Source organism: Candidatus Woesearchaeota archaeon (genome assembly GCA_021735165.1).
Taxonomy (GTDB): Archaea; Nanobdellota; Nanobdellia; order Woesearchaeales; family 21-14-0-10-32-9; genus JAIPET01.
The window spans coordinates 25,421-41,368 of the sequence record JAIPHP010000001.1; the positions used below are offsets into that span (position 1 = coordinate 25,421).

At 30.7% G+C, this 15,948-nt stretch carries 17 protein-coding genes; 9 read left to right on the forward strand and 8 right to left on the reverse strand.

All coding sequences use genetic code 11. The features are described from left to right. The 3 genes from tadA (at position 1) to K9L97_00185 (ending at position 3,430) form a co-directional block, all read left to right on the forward strand. On the forward strand, positions 1 to 1,482 hold the full coding sequence (gene tadA, locus K9L97_00175; GenBank protein MCF7871432.1) for a Flp pilus assembly complex ATPase component TadA: 1,482 nt from the start codon (positions 1 to 3) through the stop codon (positions 1,480 to 1,482). After that, entirely contained in the window at positions 1,479 to 2,288 is an 810-nt protein-coding gene (locus K9L97_00180) for a type II secretion system F family protein (protein ID MCF7871433.1), read from the forward strand. Before tadA ends, K9L97_00180 begins: the two co-directional genes overlap by 4 nt. Positions 2,289 to 2,380: 92 nt before the next feature. Then, a complete protein-coding gene (locus K9L97_00185; protein MCF7871434.1) occupies positions 2,381 to 3,430 on the forward strand; it encodes a type II secretion system F family protein in 1,050 nt (349 codons plus the stop codon). Positions 3,431 to 3,653: 223 nt separating this feature from the next. Here the strand turns inward: K9L97_00185 and K9L97_00190 are convergent, their stop codons facing one another. From K9L97_00190 to K9L97_00205, 4 genes are all read right to left on the reverse strand, one after another. Then, entirely contained in the window at positions 3,654 to 4,079 is a 426-nt protein-coding gene (locus K9L97_00190) for a hypothetical protein (GenBank protein ID MCF7871435.1), read from the reverse strand. 89 nt (positions 4,080 to 4,168) lie between these two features. Then, entirely contained in the window at positions 4,169 to 5,263 is a 1,095-nt protein-coding gene (locus tag K9L97_00195) for a flavohemoglobin expression-modulating QEGLA motif protein (GenBank protein MCF7871436.1), read from the reverse strand. Continuing rightward, a complete protein-coding gene (locus K9L97_00200; protein MCF7871437.1) occupies positions 5,244 to 6,116 on the reverse strand; it encodes an ATP-grasp domain-containing protein in 873 nt (290 codons plus the stop codon). Before K9L97_00200 ends, K9L97_00195 begins: the two co-directional genes overlap by 20 nt. Before the next feature lie 9 nt (positions 6,117 to 6,125). After that, positions 6,126 to 7,310: a hypothetical protein gene (locus K9L97_00205; GenBank protein MCF7871438.1), complete on the reverse strand. Its 1,185-nt coding sequence runs from the start codon at positions 7,308 to 7,310 to the stop codon at positions 6,126 to 6,128. Between the two features lie 249 nt (positions 7,311 to 7,559). Here K9L97_00205 and K9L97_00210 point away from each other — a divergent pair, with 249 nt between their 5' ends. Together K9L97_00210 and K9L97_00215 are read left to right on the forward strand one after the other, a co-directional pair. After that, on the forward strand, positions 7,560 to 9,119 hold the full coding sequence (locus tag K9L97_00210) for a peptidase (GenBank protein ID MCF7871439.1): 1,560 nt from the start codon (positions 7,560 to 7,562) through the stop codon (positions 9,117 to 9,119). After that, a complete protein-coding gene (locus K9L97_00215; GenBank protein ID MCF7871440.1) occupies positions 9,116 to 9,709 on the forward strand; it encodes a metallophosphoesterase in 594 nt (197 codons plus the stop codon). The genes K9L97_00210 and K9L97_00215 overlap by 4 nt, the downstream gene beginning before the upstream one ends. Here K9L97_00215 and K9L97_00220 read toward each other — a convergent pair. Further along, positions 9,706 to 10,446 (reverse strand): hypothetical protein, encoded by a 741-nt coding sequence (locus K9L97_00220; protein ID MCF7871441.1) that lies wholly within the window; start codon positions 10,444 to 10,446, stop codon positions 9,706 to 9,708. The genes K9L97_00215 and K9L97_00220 overlap by 4 nt on opposite strands. A gap of 97 nt (positions 10,447 to 10,543) precedes the next feature. Here K9L97_00220 and K9L97_00225 point away from each other — a divergent pair, with 97 nt between their 5' ends. Continuing rightward, positions 10,544 to 11,509: an AsnC family transcriptional regulator gene (locus K9L97_00225; protein ID MCF7871442.1), complete on the forward strand. Its 966-nt coding sequence runs from the start codon at positions 10,544 to 10,546 to the stop codon at positions 11,507 to 11,509. A 29-nt stretch (positions 11,510 to 11,538) separates the two neighbouring features. Here the strand turns inward: K9L97_00225 and K9L97_00230 are convergent, their stop codons facing one another. After that, positions 11,539 to 11,727: a hypothetical protein gene (locus K9L97_00230; GenBank protein ID MCF7871443.1), complete on the reverse strand. Its 189-nt coding sequence runs from the start codon at positions 11,725 to 11,727 to the stop codon at positions 11,539 to 11,541. 14 nt (positions 11,728 to 11,741) lie between these two features. Next, a complete protein-coding gene (locus K9L97_00235) occupies positions 11,742 to 12,509 on the reverse strand; it encodes a ZIP family metal transporter (GenBank protein ID MCF7871444.1) in 768 nt (255 codons plus the stop codon). A gap of 55 nt (positions 12,510 to 12,564) precedes the next feature. On the opposite strand from K9L97_00235, the gene K9L97_00240 reads away from it, so the two are divergent. Continuing rightward, positions 12,565 to 12,948 (forward strand): transcriptional repressor, encoded by a 384-nt coding sequence (locus K9L97_00240; protein MCF7871445.1) that lies wholly within the window; start codon positions 12,565 to 12,567, stop codon positions 12,946 to 12,948. Here the strand turns inward: K9L97_00240 and twy1 are convergent. Next, positions 12,945 to 14,171, reverse strand: a complete 1,227-nt coding sequence (gene twy1 / locus K9L97_00245) for a 4-demethylwyosine synthase TYW1 (protein MCF7871446.1) — start codon at positions 14,169 to 14,171, stop codon at positions 12,945 to 12,947. The two genes, K9L97_00240 and twy1, sit on opposite strands and share 4 nt — an antisense overlap. A gap of 240 nt (positions 14,172 to 14,411) precedes the next feature. Between twy1 and K9L97_00250 the strand changes: the two genes are divergently transcribed. Then, positions 14,412 to 15,257 (forward strand): hypothetical protein, encoded by an 846-nt coding sequence (locus tag K9L97_00250; protein MCF7871447.1) that lies wholly within the window; start codon positions 14,412 to 14,414, stop codon positions 15,255 to 15,257. A gap of 29 nt (positions 15,258 to 15,286) precedes the next feature. Continuing rightward, positions 15,287 to 15,808, forward strand: coding sequence for a hypothetical protein (locus K9L97_00255; GenBank protein ID MCF7871448.1), 522 nt, complete (start codon positions 15,287 to 15,289; stop codon positions 15,806 to 15,808). Positions 15,809 to 15,948 lie beyond the last annotated feature (140 nt).

Consider the following 15,948-nt stretch of genomic DNA (forward strand, 5'->3'; position numbering starts at 1 on the left):
ATGGAATCCCCAATAAGAAAAAAACTACTAGACAAATACACAACAACCATAAACAACATAAACATACAAATAGAAATAATAAGCGAAGAAGAAAAAGCAGTACCAACATACATAGTAAGCATAACAAACATATCAGAAACAACAAAACTAATACTAGAAAAAATAAGAGAAGAATTCATATCAAAACTAGATTTACAAGAACTAGAACAATCAAACACAAACTCAAACGAACCAACACTAAGAGATAAATTCTCAAAATCAATAGGAAAACTAATACAAAAATACTTCCCAGACACAGATCAAAAAACAAAAGAAATGCTAATAAACTACCTCCTAGAAGAAAACCTAGGACTAGGAAAAATAGATATCCTGTTAAAAGACCCACATTTAGAAGAAATAGTAATAAACAACCACACAGAACCAGTATGGGTATATCACAAAAAACACGGATGGCTTGAAACAAACATAAAAATAATGACTGAAGCAAGAATAAGACACTACGCAACAATAATAGGCAGAGATGTAAACAAAGAAATAACAACACTAAACCCCCTAATGGATGCACACCTACTAAACGGAGACAGAGTAAATGCAACACTAATACCAATAAGCACAAAAGGAAACACAATAACAATAAGAAAATTCGCAGAAGACCCATGGACAATAACCAAATTCATAAAAATGGGCACAATAAGCATAGAAGCCGCATCCCTAATATGGTTAGGAATACAAAACGAATTAAGCATGCTCATAGCAGGAGGAACAGGATCTGGAAAAACAAGCATGCTAAACGTAGTAAGCAACTTTCTACCACCAAATCAAAGAATCATAAGCATAGAAGACACAAGAGAACTACAACTACCAAAAAACCTCCACTGGGTACCAATGGAAACAAGATTACCAAACCCTGAAGGAAAAGGCGGAGTAACAATGCTAGACCTACTAGTAAACAGCCTAAGAATGAGACCTGATAGGATAGTTGTTGGAGAAATAAGAAGAAAAGAAGAAGCACAAGTACTAATGGAAGCAATGCACACAGGACACTCAGTATATGCAACAATACACGCAAACAACGCAACAGAAACAATAACAAGACTAACAAACCCACCAATAGAGATACCAAAACCAATGATCTCATCTCTATCAATGATTCTAGTACAAAACAGAAATAGACGAACAGGAAAAAGAAGAACACTGCAAATAGCAGAAATAACGCCCCAAGGAGACCCAAAAACAATATTGCAACTAAACGTAATGAAAGACAAACTAGAACAACATGAAGAACCAGACACACTATACAAAACACTCTCACTATACACAGGAATGACAAAACAACAAATACAAGAAGACCTACTAAAAAAACAACAAATACTACGATGGATGATAAACAACAACATAGAAAACATAGACCAAATAGGAAAAATAATGGCAAACTACTACCTAGGAAGACTTAAATACACCCAAAAACAAACAACAAAATGAGCTTAGCAGACATAATAGCATCAAAAAATCCGCATCTAAAAAAAGAATTAAAAGTTGCAAGAATAGAAAAAACACCTACAGAAATAGTTAAACAAAGCCTACAATTTGCAACATACACAACATTCGGATTCACATTCCTACTATTTCTATTCTTTCTAAAAGAAGGAACAGAACTAACATGGCTACTACTAATAGCCCCAATATTATACTACTTAATGTACAATTTCAACATGCTCAAAATAAAAAGCTCAATACTAAAAAGAAAAAAAGAAATTGACAAAGACGTATTATTCGCAGGAAGATACCTCCTAGTAAAACTAAACTCCGGACAACCCCTTATAAATGCTCTAATAGACGCATCAAAAAGTTATGGCGTAGCAAACAAATACTTTAAAGAAATAGTAAGAGAAATAGAACTTGGAAAACCCCTTGAAAACACACTAACAGAACAAGCAGAATACAGCCCATCAGAAAAATTCAGAAAAATACTCTTTCAAATAAGCAACGCACTAAAAATAGGAATAGACGTAACAGAATTCCTAGAAGCAACACTAGATGAAATAGCACAACAACAACTAATAGAAATAAACAGATACGGAAAAAAACTAAACTCCATAACACTATTTTATATGTTATTTGCAGTAGTAATGCCATCATTAGGAATCACAATAATAGTAATAGTATTAGGATTAGGAGGAAGCCCAATAGATAACAATTTTTTCGTAAGCTTACTATTCCTAATAACCTGCATCCAAATAATGTTCCTAGCAGTATACAAATCAATCAGACCAAACATAAACATATAAAAAAACGAAACAATTCGTACTGTCTCGCACAGTACTTAACATGCGTGCCAACCGAGCAAAACCAGTTGGACCAAACATAAACATATAAAAAAATGAAACAAAAAAACCCATTAAAACAAAAAACAAATTTCCTAGCAGACTTTGGAAAATCACTAGTTCCAAAAAAATTTAGACCAAATCTAAGAACATATTTAGCAAAAGCAGGACATCCAGACGTACCATATTCATACTTTGGAATATTATTCTTTTTAGGAATAGGACTAACAGCCCTAATATACTTCCTTTCAGGATTTGCAACCGAACTACAAAACAGACAAATAATACTACAAGGAATATTCTCATTCCTATTTTGGGTAATAACAGCAACAATAATTGTTACAATAATCATGGCAGGATACTACTTCAAAACCAACATGAAAATATACAAAAGAACAAAAGAACTAGAATCAAATCTCCCAGAATACTTAGTACTAGTAAGCACAAATCTAAAAGGAGGATTAAGCTTTGAAAAAAGTCTATGGAACGCAATAAAACCAGAATTTGGAATCTTAGCAGAAGAAATGGGCATAATAAGCAAAAAAGTAATGACAGGACAAGACTTAACAGATGCCCTTTTAGAACTAGCACAAAAATATGAATCCCCAACAATGAGAAGAACAATAGACATAATACTTGGAGAAATACAATCAGGAGGACAAGTAGCGCACGTACTAGACCAAATAATAGAAAATCTAAGAAAAACAAAAATAATACAAGAAGAAATGGCTGCAAACACACTACTATTCACAATATTTATAGCAGCAATAGTCACAGTAATAAGCCCACTGCTCTTCGCACTAGCAAAAGTGCTTTTGAGCATATTAATACAAGTAAGCAAACAAGTAGCACCTGCAGTAGCACAAAGCAGAGGAGCTGGAGGATTCAAAATAAAAGAAATAACCCTATCACTAGACGCATTTAGAAACTTTTCATTGGCAGCATTATTCATAATATCGACAAGTGCAAGCATGATACTTAGCATAATACAAAAAGGAGATATAAAAGCAGGACTAAAATACATACCCTTCTTCATAGCAATAGCATTCACACTATACTTCATATTCAGTTTAGCTCTAGGAAGCTTCTTCACACTAGGATTCTAAGTTTACATTCCTAAACTAACAACTAGTATCAAAAAACAAAAGAATCCTGACAACACATTAAACAAACAACATTTCAAAAAAACACTCATAGAAACATTAATATCCAAAACAAACTACAAAACATTGCAGACATAAAAGAAAAAATCAAAAAGCTCCCTGGTCTTTCGTAAGGGGGGAGGGTGGTTGCAGAAAAGAATCCGCAGGGAGCTCATGACAATGAAACTTATAATTTCTTGAATGAAAATGATCTAGGAGGTCTTCTAATTTCTTGAAGCCATAACAAACCAATTTTCATCATATTCTTATTGAAATTCTCTGAAATCTTGTAAGTTTTCTTATACAAATCGTAATCTATAATACCCATAGTTTTCATGGGAGTTAGGATCCTATCGTAAAATTGTCGTTTATTATATGATATGGGCACAGGTTTCTTCTTTATAGGATTCCTAGGATCAGGGTCCTCGGGAGCCACAAGCGTACCATCGTGAAGAGCTGTGGCAAATAAAGACATCTCAGTTTTGCCAATCTCACCGTCTTTTAACTTCATCTCCTCTATAAGCATTTGAGCAACAACAACCTGCTGTTTAGTACTAAATATAATCTCAAAAATGCTTTCTGGCATATTGTATTGATCAAAAAGTATTACCATAACACTACATAAACACTACTAATATATAAATGTTTCGATTGGTATAGGGTTTCGTATACTGACATAGTGTTTGGTGAGGGTGTGTAGATTTATTTATTAGCATATTTAATATAAATTCTTTTAAGGCTCCTAAAAATACAAATATACCTAAACCCAAATTTAAAAAGCATAAAAGATTTCCACGACAACCCCCTAAGCCTGTAAAAAGGCCTTAAAAATAAAAACTTGACAAACCCAGAAAAATAAATCGCATCCTTAGTATATGCACCAACACCGTTTGTTCCTCTCTTTGCACGCACAACATAATGAAACACAAGATCCAAATCATTACAAAATTTTTTAGTTTTCCTAAAAACAGTCTCAAAATCAAATCTTTCAGCATAATAAACAGCTAAATATTTAAGAGCAGAACTATACAAGGTGTCAAACAAAAAACTTTTTCTGAACTCATAATAAGTAGCAAGTCCTTCCTCGAGCTCATCATAAAATGCTAAACCGACAGAAAAAATTTCAAGACTTTTCTTACCCTCCTGAAACCTTCTGACATGAACACCCACTTCATGATAAAGCAAACTTATAACATCATCAACAACATATCTATCTTTTTTTCTAATATAAATCTTCATTTCAACTTTAGAAATTCTTGCATCACCAACCATATCGCTAGAAATTTCAACAGACCAACCAGACATATTATTAGAATTAAGATAAGAATAAAACACACTAAGCATCTCGTTCTCATTCAAAAACATCTTTTTTCTTTTTCTAAAAATCAAACCATTTAAACAAACAAACTTAGCCAACAAAAAAAACACAAAATTCGTATGACCATAAATTTTTAAAGAATAATTCTTAAAATCTTCTAAAGAAATATTATGAATTAAATTAATTAAAAATTCCAATTCTGAAATTTTTTCAGAATAAATAAAATAAAAATCTTCATTCTTAAAAAAAGATAATTCTTCTTTAAGACTTATTAATTCAGATTCGCAGTCAGTGAGGTCACTACGAGAATACTCAAAAAAGTTTTCCGGTAAACAAAAATCATTCTTAAAAAAAAAATTCTTCTTATCATCAAAATAATTTAATTTAAAATATTCATATTCTTCATCCAAACCATATTTGTAAATAAAATCACAAAATTTTTTATCAAATTCCTTTACATCAATTTTTTTTTGACTCATACAAATCCATCAAATTGTCATGAAATTTTTCTAAAACATCATACGCCTCCACATTCAAAGGCTTAACTATACTCGTACAACCAGGTGCAGAAGTATTAACTTCTATTAAATGATTTGATAAAATATCAAGTCCTGCAAAATAAACACCCATATTTTTTAATTTTTTAGCCACAGCACATACAATAAACTCTTCTTTTGACGATAAAGGAAGATTAGCATAATTGCCTCCTGAAGAAATATTATTAACATATGTATTTTTATTTACTCTCCCTATACTGCCAAGAACATCACCGTTAAAAACAATAACCCTTTTATCACCATCATTTTCAATAAATTCTTCACATATATATCCTTGAGGATATTCTGAATGCATCACTAAATAATCTTTTAACTTTTCTTCCACAGGTTTAAACTTATCAAAAAAAACAATTCCTTTCCCACCAGTACCCTCAATAGGCTTTATTATCAAATCTTTTTCTTTAGATAAGAATTTTTTTAAAGAACCAACATCATTATTTGAATAAATAAAATGTTCTGGAAGATGCTCTTGAAAATAATTTGGCTCGAAAGTTTTAGGAGCAGACAACAAAACTTTGCTTGGAGGATTAATAAAAAAAATATCATTTTCAAAACGAGATAAATAAGAACTTAATTCTCTGTTAAAAGGATACATAAAATAAAACACAAAATCTTTTTTCTTTAGTTCGTCTAAATTAAGCGAATCAGGAGTATAAGAAACAACATTATGCCCTTTATCTTGTAAAAATTTAAAATGACCGTAATCTTCTATTTGATCTTCAGACTCCAATAACACATCATCCAATTTTTTTCTTAATATTAAACCTATATCCATATCAAACACTCACGAAATCAAAATTTTATTTTTATTCCAATCTTTTTTTATACTTTTAAAAACATTTTTCACATATAAAGCCTTTTCTTTTTGAGACATATCAGAATACAATAAATTCTTTGAAATACTAGTTCTTTTAAGCAAATAATTTTTCTTCAAATAATCAGCAAAAAACAATTCCTGGGAAGACATATCAGAACTGCAAAAATCAAAAACATTAACTGCCAAATCAAAAACATCATCTGATGATAAACCCTCCAACATAGCACTATTAGATAAATATTTTATTTTTTCAGAAGCAACATCTGTATTATCAGTACCTAAAAAATTTTCAAAAATATATTCATTTGATAAATTCAGTCTTTCAATTTTTCTTATTGAAGCAGAAGCTAAAGATATAAGACCAAAAATCAAATACAAATCAGGATTAGAGCCAAACCCCCTATACTCTATAGTTTTAAACTTCTTATTAAATCTAACAGGTCCCCAAACAGATGAATATTTGTCCCCATACTTAACATAATCATCTCCATAAACAAGAGAAACCTCTCTAAAATCATTAAAACTTTTTTGTAAAAAATTTTCTAAAAAAATATAATCAGAAAAAACCCCTTGTAAATCCCCTTGATTTGGAAAATTATTGTAAAGAATTTTTCTATAAATAAAAGATCTCAAATTAAGTATTTCAAAATTATCAGAAAATTTGAAATCAGATTTTTTTGCTTTCCCAACAACAGGTGAAAATACAACGCCTAATGAATCGAATATATTAAGAAAATTATATAATCTTAAATTTGAATAATCTTCTTCTCTTTCATCAAAATGAAGATGAACCGCCATTATACTTCCAGATAAATAATACACTTCTTCACCAAGCATATTTTTTTTTAAATTATAATTTTGTTTATCCAATATTTCACTTTTAAAATTAAAATTAAAAGGATTGTCAATAGGTAAAAAATCATACCCTGAATCATTTAACAAAATATCTAGTTTTTCTGTAAACTCACATAACTCATCAAAAACTTCAACTATATTTCCAGGAGTCCCTGAAAATTCTATTATTGATTTGCTGCAATCCAAGTGAAGAGGTAATCCATTTTCATTACAATAATTAACAATATTGACAGAATTATTTGAAGGATTAAAATCCTTATCTACCAGTAAAAATTCATATTCTATACCAACATTCATATCTCAATCACTCTTTAATGTGTTAAATAACCCCAAAAAAAGGTTCGAATCAAAATAAAATACTACATTAATAAGCAATAGTTGACAAACATAACTATATAAATCTTTCTAAACTAAAATAAACACATTAAAAGCATCAATAATAAGAAATAACTGGCATTAATCCATACTATTTCAAAAAGAAAGCTCAAATTAACCTAATTTTATTTCTGAAAAACCTTTATATAATCTTCCTAAGTCTTTTGAATTATGAATCTCAAAAAAGAACTATCAAAATTCAAACCAGTGCAATTAGAAAGCAGATTTTCAGAACTTGAGAAATGGGAAAAAGAAGTCGTTTTGAAACTTGTACAGGTTTCTAAAATCACAAGCGAAATATTCTTTGATCAAACATATTCAAAAAACAAAGAAGCATACATAAAAGTAATAGAAGAAGGAGACATAGACAAACTAAAATTCTTTGAATTCATGAAAGGACCATTTAACAGAATAAAACATAATGAATCTTTTGTTTTTGGACATAAAAAGCCGTTAGGATCAAACTTTTATCCAGAAGATATGTCAAAAGACGAATTTGAAAAACACATAAAAGAACATCCAGAAGACAAAGAAAAATTCACATCAGAATACACACTAATAAGAAGAAACAAAAAAGGAGAACTAATAGCAATTCCTTACTCAGAAGCATACAATGAACAATTAAAAAAAGCATCAGACTTACTAAAAGAAACAGCAAACATTTCTAAGGACAAAACTCTAAAAAAATACTTATCACAGTTAAGCGAATCAATTCTAAAAAATGATTACTTCCAATCAGACTGTGCTTGGATGGATTTGAATTCAAAACTCGAACCACTAATCGGACCATATGAAGTCTACGAAGATGAATTATTCGGATACAAAGCAAGCTTTGAATCAGTAATATCTATTAAGGATAAAAAAGAAACAGAAAAATTAAAACACCTAGAAGAACTAATGTTAGAATTTGATTCATACCTTCCAATAAAAACACCATTTCCAAGAAAAGGAAAACACTCACCGACAATAGTTGTGAATGGAATACACTCAGGAGGAGACTGCAGAGCAGGAATACACTTTGTCGCATTTAACTTACCAAACGATGAAAAAGTAAGAGACTTAAAAGGATCAAAAAAAGTAATGTTCAAAAACATAATGGAAGCAAAATTTTATTATTGTTCCGAGCCAATATGCAAAGAAGTACTAAAAAAAGAACAACACAACCTTATAAGTTTTGACTCTTATTTTATGCACGTTGTTTTACATGAAATAAGTCATGGAATCGGACCAGGAAAGATATTTAATGACCAAAAAGAAACAACTGTAAACAAAGCACTAAAAGAAACATACTCAACAATAGAAGAACTAAAAGCAGACATTTGCGGAGTATACTCCTCTTTTTTGCTAGAAGAGAAAAAAATCATGACAAAAAAAGAAGTTAAAAAATTAATCGCATGTTTTTTAGCAATGACATACAGATCTTTAAGATTCGGATTAAATGAAGCACATGCAGGATCAAACCTAATAATATTAAATTACTTCAAAGAAAAAGGAAACCTTATTTATGATAAAAAAGAAAATAATTACGCAGTGAACTTTGAATGTATAAAAGATACGGTAAAAGAATTAGTAACAGAAATTCTCACGATACAATCAAATGGAGACTACAAAAGAGCAAAACAATTCATGGCAAAATACAAAACTGTGAATGGAGAAATAAAAAATATGCTCAAAAAGATGAAACATATACCAACAGATATAAATATAAAATACGAATTAGATGAACAATGAAAATACTAATATTCACAGATTTACATGCCCAATTTCAATACATAGAAGAATTAAAAGAAAAAGCAAAAGATGTCGACTTAATAATAAGCCCTGGAGACCATACATTATTTGGAGAAGGAACAAAAGAATTCTTTGACTTTCTTGAAGCACAAAACAAACCTTGTTTAATACTGCATGGAAACCACGAATCAAGCAAAGAAACAAAAGAACAGTGCGAAAAACACAAAAACATAGAATTCATACACAAAAAATACATGCACTACAACAACATCTTATTCATAGGTCACGGCGGAGGAGGATTCACCTCTCGCTATCCAAGCTTTGAAAAATTAAGCAAAGAATTCTCAGATGCAATGAAAACAGCTAAAAAAACAATACTGATAACGCACGCACCACCAATAAACACGAAATTAGACTTAGTGCCCGGAGTAGGACATGTAGGATCTGAAAGTTATAGAGAATTCATAGAAATAAATCAACCAAACATATGTGTTTGCGGACACATACATGAAGGCTTTGAAAAAGAAGACAAAATAGGAAAAACAAGAATAATAAATCCCGGACCAAAAGGAAAAATAATAGAAATCTAAGCTCTTAAAAGCTTAATAAAACCTCCATATTTATCTTTTGCAAATTCAACAAACGAATCTTCATCCTGAATATGTTCTTCAGAAGGAAAATAAACACTCACAATATTCATGCGATTTTTTTTACTAGTATAAAACTTTCCAACAGCATTACACGTAGGTCCTTGGCAACGGATAGGCAATAATCCAATTAGCATATTAAAGTTTTTTGAAGCAATTTCGTCCAAAATCATTTTATATTCTCCCGCACAACCAGGATCTAATAAATATTTTTTTGCAAAATGTTCTCTGTATTTGCTTTCAAGAAAAAAACAATCAGAGCCAGATGCCAATAAATTATCAGGCGTTAAATTAAATTCGTTTAACGCACTCAAAAAATCTCCTGTGGCCAGTCCAAATTCAATACTTTTCAAAACAACATTTTTTGTTTTTTTAGATTCATCATCGCTTTTCATATACCAATTTTTATCACTCATTCTTGAAAAATCATCAACAAGATAAATAATTTTAGCTTCTTTGTTTAAATCTTTTGCAAAATGAACCAAATGCGCGCCTATTTCTAAAGTTTTTTTTGAAAAAATCCCAAAACTCCCCATTTCACAAGGATTAAAAGCCCCAACACCATATTCATTAATAGGATGATGCCCTGCAATTATTGCAATATTATTTCCCGTATTTCTCACATGTTGTTCTAAAGATTTTTTAACATCTTTCAAATTTGCCAATATTGTTTTATTCATAACTGCGAAGTAGTCTCATCCAATATATTAAATTAAGTATGGTTTTTTACTAAATAAGTGTAAAATTATTTAAAGAAAAACAAATATTTACTATTAAATGAACTTAAAACTAGACAAAATCGATAAAAGAATATTATATGAACTAGACAAAAATGCGAGAATACCAGATACAAAACTAGCAAGAATTGCAAAAAAAAGCAAAGAATCAATAAGATATAGAATAAAAAAATTACAAGAACAAAACATAATAAAAGGATTTACAATTTGGGTAGATCCCACAAAACTCGGATATAATTCAGCAAAGATTTATCTAAAATTAGCAAACAAACCAGAAAAAAAGAAAGAAATGATTAACGAATTAAAAAAAGAAAAAAAATTATTTTGGCTTGGAACCGCCGATGGCGCATGGGATTTAGGACTAACATACTTTGTAAAAAACAACAGAGAATTCTATGAAACAAAAAATAAACTTTTTTCAAAATACAAAGACATAATAATAGAAACCCGCACAGCAGTACTTGTAAGCGTACACTACTCAAACAAAACATATTTTTATAACACCCAAAACGAATGGAACACAATTTTTGAAAAACAGGAAAACATAATTATTGAAGAAATAGAAAAGAAAATACTAAATGAACTATTTCAAAACTCAAGAATAAACATAACAGAAATAGCAAGAAAACACAACAGCACAACAGACATAATAAGAAACAGAATAAAAAAATTAGAAAAACAAAAAATAATATCAAGATACAACGCAATAATAGATCACAACAACCTCGGATATGAATTCTTTAAAACGTTTCTCTATTTCAAAAACTTAAGCCAGAAAGATGAAACCAAATTAATGGAATATTCACTACAAAACGAAAAAATAATTCACCTCGTAAAACAAATAAGTCCTTGGGATGTAGAACTAGAAATAATGTGTGAAAACTACTTAGAATACAACCAAATAATATCAGAACTAACACAAGAATTCGCAGAAGTAATAAATAAAATTGAAACTGCAATAATGCATGAAGACCACATATTTCCAAGCAAAAAAATAATATTTTAACACAATAACCAATAACACAACAGCAATTTTTAAGTTGCTTTCCAAACAACCGCATCTTCAACAAAAGAATTTTCTAACTCAAAATGCTCTTCTTCCAAATGATCTTGAAAACCATCACCGTCATGATCATGATCTTGACTAGAATGACCTAATTCGGTGTCACAAGCAACAGCAAAAAACAAAACAAAAAACAAAACAAAAACTAAAAAAATTCTCATAATATCAAACCTCCTTAATGAATATGCCCTGGACCAAATAAAGTTATTAAAATTATAATGCAAATACCTGCAAATATTGCTAGCAAATGAATAAAAGTATCTTTTAACTTGCAGTGCCTATGTAATTCAGGCAAAAGATTGGCAGACGCAATATACAAAAAATTACCTGCTGCAAAAGGCAAGATAAATTGCGTAAACCCCTCTAATTTAGTTACCAAAAATATTCCGACAACAGTTCCTAAAATAGCAGATAAAGCAGATAAAAAATTAAACAATAAAGCTTTTTTCTTAGACATGCCCGAATAAAGCAAAACCCCAAAATCTGCTATTTCCTGAGGAATCTCATGAAATAATATAGATATCGTCGCAGCAATCCCAACACTAGCATTAAAAGCAAATGAACCTGCAATAACAAGACCATCTAAAAAATTATGAATTCCATCACCGATTAAATTTATCGGAGCCAAATTATATGCATGACTATGACCAGATGCATTGCGTTCGCATTTTTTATCATGATGTGCATGAACAAATTTTTCAATAACAAACATCATAAAAAAACCCAATAAGACATAAATTGCTAATCCCAAAGTGTACTTATCAGAAATTGCTTCTGGCAAAAAATTTATGAAAACTGTAGATAGCAAAACTCCAACTGACAAACTTAACAAAAACAAAAGAACTTTCTTAGATATAGATTTTTTGACCAAAAAAGGAATAGCAACTAAGACAGATATTAAAGAAACTGAAATGGTTGCAAGTAAAGGATATAATACATTCATATAAATTGAGACAAGCAAAAATATTTATAAATGTTATTGATTTTCATTATCAATAATGGGAAGAAAAAATAGAAATACAAAACAAAAAGAAAAAATACAAAAAGAAATAGCAAAAATAAACTCTTTTTTTAGCGCAGAAGAACTATATGAAAAAACGAAAAAGAAAAGCCCGGAAATAGGAATCGCTACAATATATAGATACTTAAAAGAAGCAAAAGAAAAAGGAGAACTATACACATACTCTTGCGACAGAAAAAACATTTACTCAAAAGGAAAAAAAAGCCATTGTCATTTTGAATGCGAAAAAACAGGAAAAATAATACACTTTGAACTAGACAACATAGAATTTTTAAAAAACAAAATACCCGGAACAATAACAAGTTTTCAATTAGAAGTTAAAGGAATCTGCAAAAAATGCGAAATCCCTAAAAAAAATTAACAACCACCACCACGATCCTCATCCTTAGAACCATCATCAACATTTTCCTTCCAAAAATCAATTTCATCCTCATCTTCATTAACAAAAATACCCTCTTCCTCGGCCAACATCTTATTATCTCGAGTTCTTTGTGCTCTAAGCTTCTTAGCCTCAACTTCATCTTTAATCTTTCTTCCGCTAAGACCAGTTTGAGGAGTTTTTCTCAAATAATCAATTGTTGTAAAATCAATTCCTGAATTTATTAATTCATGCCATTTATTAAAATCAATCCAAGTCTTCCACATCCCATCAATCTTAAATTTCTTTTTAGCCAAAAAAACAACTCGTGAAGGAACATGCTCTGAAACAATTTCATAATCATCAAGACATTTAGCTAATTCCTTTGCAAAGTCTACAACTTCTTCGTGCCAAGGCATATTATCTTTCTTCAACCTCTCCATAGAAGCCCCAACAAACATATATCCTTTAACTTCCAAAAAATCAGGATCTCCCTGCTCTATCAACTTAGCATAATTTTCAGGCTCAACATCATTAACACCTTTCACAATAGTTAACCTAATACAAGTTCTGTCTTTTTTCTTTTTCAACTCATCCAAAGAACTAAGCATCCTCTCCCAATAATCGGAAAATAAAGGAACATCAATTTGTTTCAAAATATGTTTATTAGGAGCATCAATTGACAAATATAATTGAGTTACCGGATTCAAATCGCGAATCTGCTCCCAATACTGAGCATTAGTAACTAAGAAAGTTGAAATGCCCTCTTTATTGAATATTTGCAAAAGCTCATTTATTTTTGGATAAATAATTGGCTCGCCAGTTAATGAAAGCGCTACATGCTTAACTTTTCTAGCCTGCTCCATTACAGCTTTAGAAACAACAGGATTGCCATTAAACCCCTCAATCAAAGAATTATGCGCCTTAATAGAACCATTAAAAATAAATTTAGGATCATTAACTTCCCACTTCCAATCCTTACTAACAGGAGCCTTATAATCCCTCCAACAAAACTGACAACGATTCGCACAACTAATGCTTGTCGTCATCTGCATACATTGATGACTCATTATTCCGTAGAACTTCAACTTATAACAGCCACCTTCTCCTTTCAACAACTTCTTAGTCCAACCACAAGTCTTAACAGCACTGTGCGTGCCAACCATCCTATACTGTTGCTTTTCCATTCTTTCAATATCTAAAGGAGACATCATTGAATTTTCCATAACAAACAAGAATTAAGTTCTCATTAAAAAAGGTTACTCATTATGCAGCCAATTTATCCATAGGAAAATATTCTTTTATTATCTTCAGATATCCATACATAATTTTATCAGAACCATTTTTCAAGAGAAAGACGCATGACGGCCCAAAGTTGCGAAATCTAAGGGTTTCGGGCTGTTAATCACTATAAAGTGACAACGTGCCGAAACATTTATAAATAAAATAACATTACAAAAACTAAAATGAAAGAATATCCCGTAGAAAAACCATCTAGCGCCCCTGCGACTGGAAGAATGCTCTATGAATTTGTAATGAAAAATCTGAAAATACCTTCCTCTGTAAGCCATACTTTATGGTATGAAGGAGAAAAAGCAAAATTAAAAGAGCCAAGCAAATATGCGTTCAGAGGGCTTAACAAAGGATGGATAAACCTAAAAACAATTTCAGGAAATACAATAAAAGAAAACGAATTCGCAAAAAAAGAAAACGACGGAACATATTACTGTATGATTAATGAATACAAATTACCAATATTTGTCTCAGATTTAACAGATAAATCCAGAAAAGAACTCGAAATACCAAAACATGCAAATCCAAGAGAAAAAGTTTTTAATCCAAACTTCAAGAAATATGATTTATTAGATAAATTTACAAAATACAGTTCCGAACTAGCATCTTTATCTGTCCCAAAATCCATAAGTAGCTATTTTGCAGGTCTAAAAGGAAAAGTCAATTACTCAGAAAAAGATGTTGATGAGTTCTTAGATACAAGTCTCAGGGATCTAAGCAGTCCCGAAATGGCTCACATGCTCCACGGCACACACATTGCATGGTGCAGTCTTGCTTATATGAGAGATGAAGGAAATATGGCAGGAGACATACTCAATGAATTTTACGGACAAAACCCCGAAGATTTTTACATCAAAGATATTGGAAGCATACTACCCACAATATTTTATATGAGTGCATTACTTGGAGAAAAAGATGCCGACAAATTAGTAAAAAAAATAGATACAGAAATATGGGGCGCAAAGGAATCTGCTCATAACATAATGAGCAAAACACACAACATCGAAAAAATACTGTAAAAAATAAACACAACAAAAAAGGTATCGAAATGAGCTTAAAACAAGATACAAAACAACTGTTCGTTGATTATTACAAAGCTTACGATCCGGAAAATGGAGAAGAAAAAGCAAACAAAATCATAAAACAAGGAAAAAACATCAGCGATGCAGTAAATCAAAAAGCTTTTGATATGATATTTACACCAACAGGATTCTTTGTTGGAGGTTATATTGCTCTAACCGTAGCTGCAAACGCAATTTACATACCAATTCAAACAGGAATAGAACTTCTTCAAACAAGAGACGTAAAAACGATAAATGCAAAATTAACAGAACTCAAACACTTCAAAACAGGCAGAGTCGGAGACGTATACACAGGAGAATTCACAACAGAAAACGGTCAAAAAATAGTATTATACGATCAACCTCAATTCTTTGAAGGTAAACTCTGGGGAAACAACAAACTATCAAAACTAGAAGAAGGAAAAGAATACACAGTAAAAATTTCTAAGAACAATTATGCTGGAATTTTTGAAATGAATAATCTCTTAGACGCAAAAAAAACAAATTAAACCCCCTTTGCTAGCGCGCAATAACAAATATTCTCGTAGATGGTTATTTGTAGTATCAAACAGAAACCTACAAGCAAAATACAAAAAATATGGCTTGACCACCCAAAGAAAACAAGTGTTAAAAACAATAGAAAAATTGC

Excerpts from the sequence above, each read along its gene's own strand:
- tadA (MCF7871432.1), top strand. The coding sequence starts at position 1 with ATGGAATCCCCAATAAGAAAAAAACTACTAGACAAATACACAACAACC.
- K9L97_00180 (MCF7871433.1), top strand. The coding sequence starts at position 1,479 with ATGAGCTTAGCAGACATAATAGCATCAAAAAATCCGCATCTAAAAAAA.
- K9L97_00185 (MCF7871434.1), top strand. The coding sequence starts at position 2,381 with ATGAAACAAAAAAACCCATTAAAACAAAAAACAAATTTCCTAGCAGAC.
- K9L97_00190 (MCF7871435.1), bottom strand. The coding sequence starts at position 4,079 with ATGGTAATACTTTTTGATCAATACAATATGCCAGAAAGCATTTTTGAG.
- K9L97_00195 (MCF7871436.1), bottom strand. The coding sequence starts at position 5,263 with ATGAGTCAAAAAAAAATTGATGTAAAGGAATTTGATAAAAAATTTTGT.
- K9L97_00200 (MCF7871437.1), bottom strand. The coding sequence starts at position 6,116 with ATGGATATAGGTTTAATATTAAGAAAAAAATTGGATGATGTGTTATTG.
- K9L97_00205 (MCF7871438.1), bottom strand. The coding sequence starts at position 7,310 with ATGAATGTTGGTATAGAATATGAATTTTTACTGGTAGATAAGGATTTT.
- K9L97_00210 (MCF7871439.1), top strand. The coding sequence starts at position 7,560 with ATGAATCTCAAAAAAGAACTATCAAAATTCAAACCAGTGCAATTAGAA.
- K9L97_00215 (MCF7871440.1), top strand. The coding sequence starts at position 9,116 with ATGAAAATACTAATATTCACAGATTTACATGCCCAATTTCAATACATA.
- K9L97_00220 (MCF7871441.1), bottom strand. The coding sequence starts at position 10,446 with ATGAATAAAACAATATTGGCAAATTTGAAAGATGTTAAAAAATCTTTA.
- K9L97_00225 (MCF7871442.1), top strand. The coding sequence starts at position 10,544 with ATGAACTTAAAACTAGACAAAATCGATAAAAGAATATTATATGAACTA.
- K9L97_00230 (MCF7871443.1), bottom strand. The coding sequence starts at position 11,727 with ATGAGAATTTTTTTAGTTTTTGTTTTGTTTTTTGTTTTGTTTTTTGCT.
- K9L97_00235 (MCF7871444.1), bottom strand. The coding sequence starts at position 12,509 with ATGAATGTATTATATCCTTTACTTGCAACCATTTCAGTTTCTTTAATA.
- K9L97_00240 (MCF7871445.1), top strand. The coding sequence starts at position 12,565 with ATGGGAAGAAAAAATAGAAATACAAAACAAAAAGAAAAAATACAAAAA.
- twy1 (MCF7871446.1), bottom strand. The coding sequence starts at position 14,171 with ATGGAAAATTCAATGATGTCTCCTTTAGATATTGAAAGAATGGAAAAG.
- K9L97_00250 (MCF7871447.1), top strand. The coding sequence starts at position 14,412 with ATGAAAGAATATCCCGTAGAAAAACCATCTAGCGCCCCTGCGACTGGA.
- K9L97_00255 (MCF7871448.1), top strand. The coding sequence starts at position 15,287 with ATGAGCTTAAAACAAGATACAAAACAACTGTTCGTTGATTATTACAAA.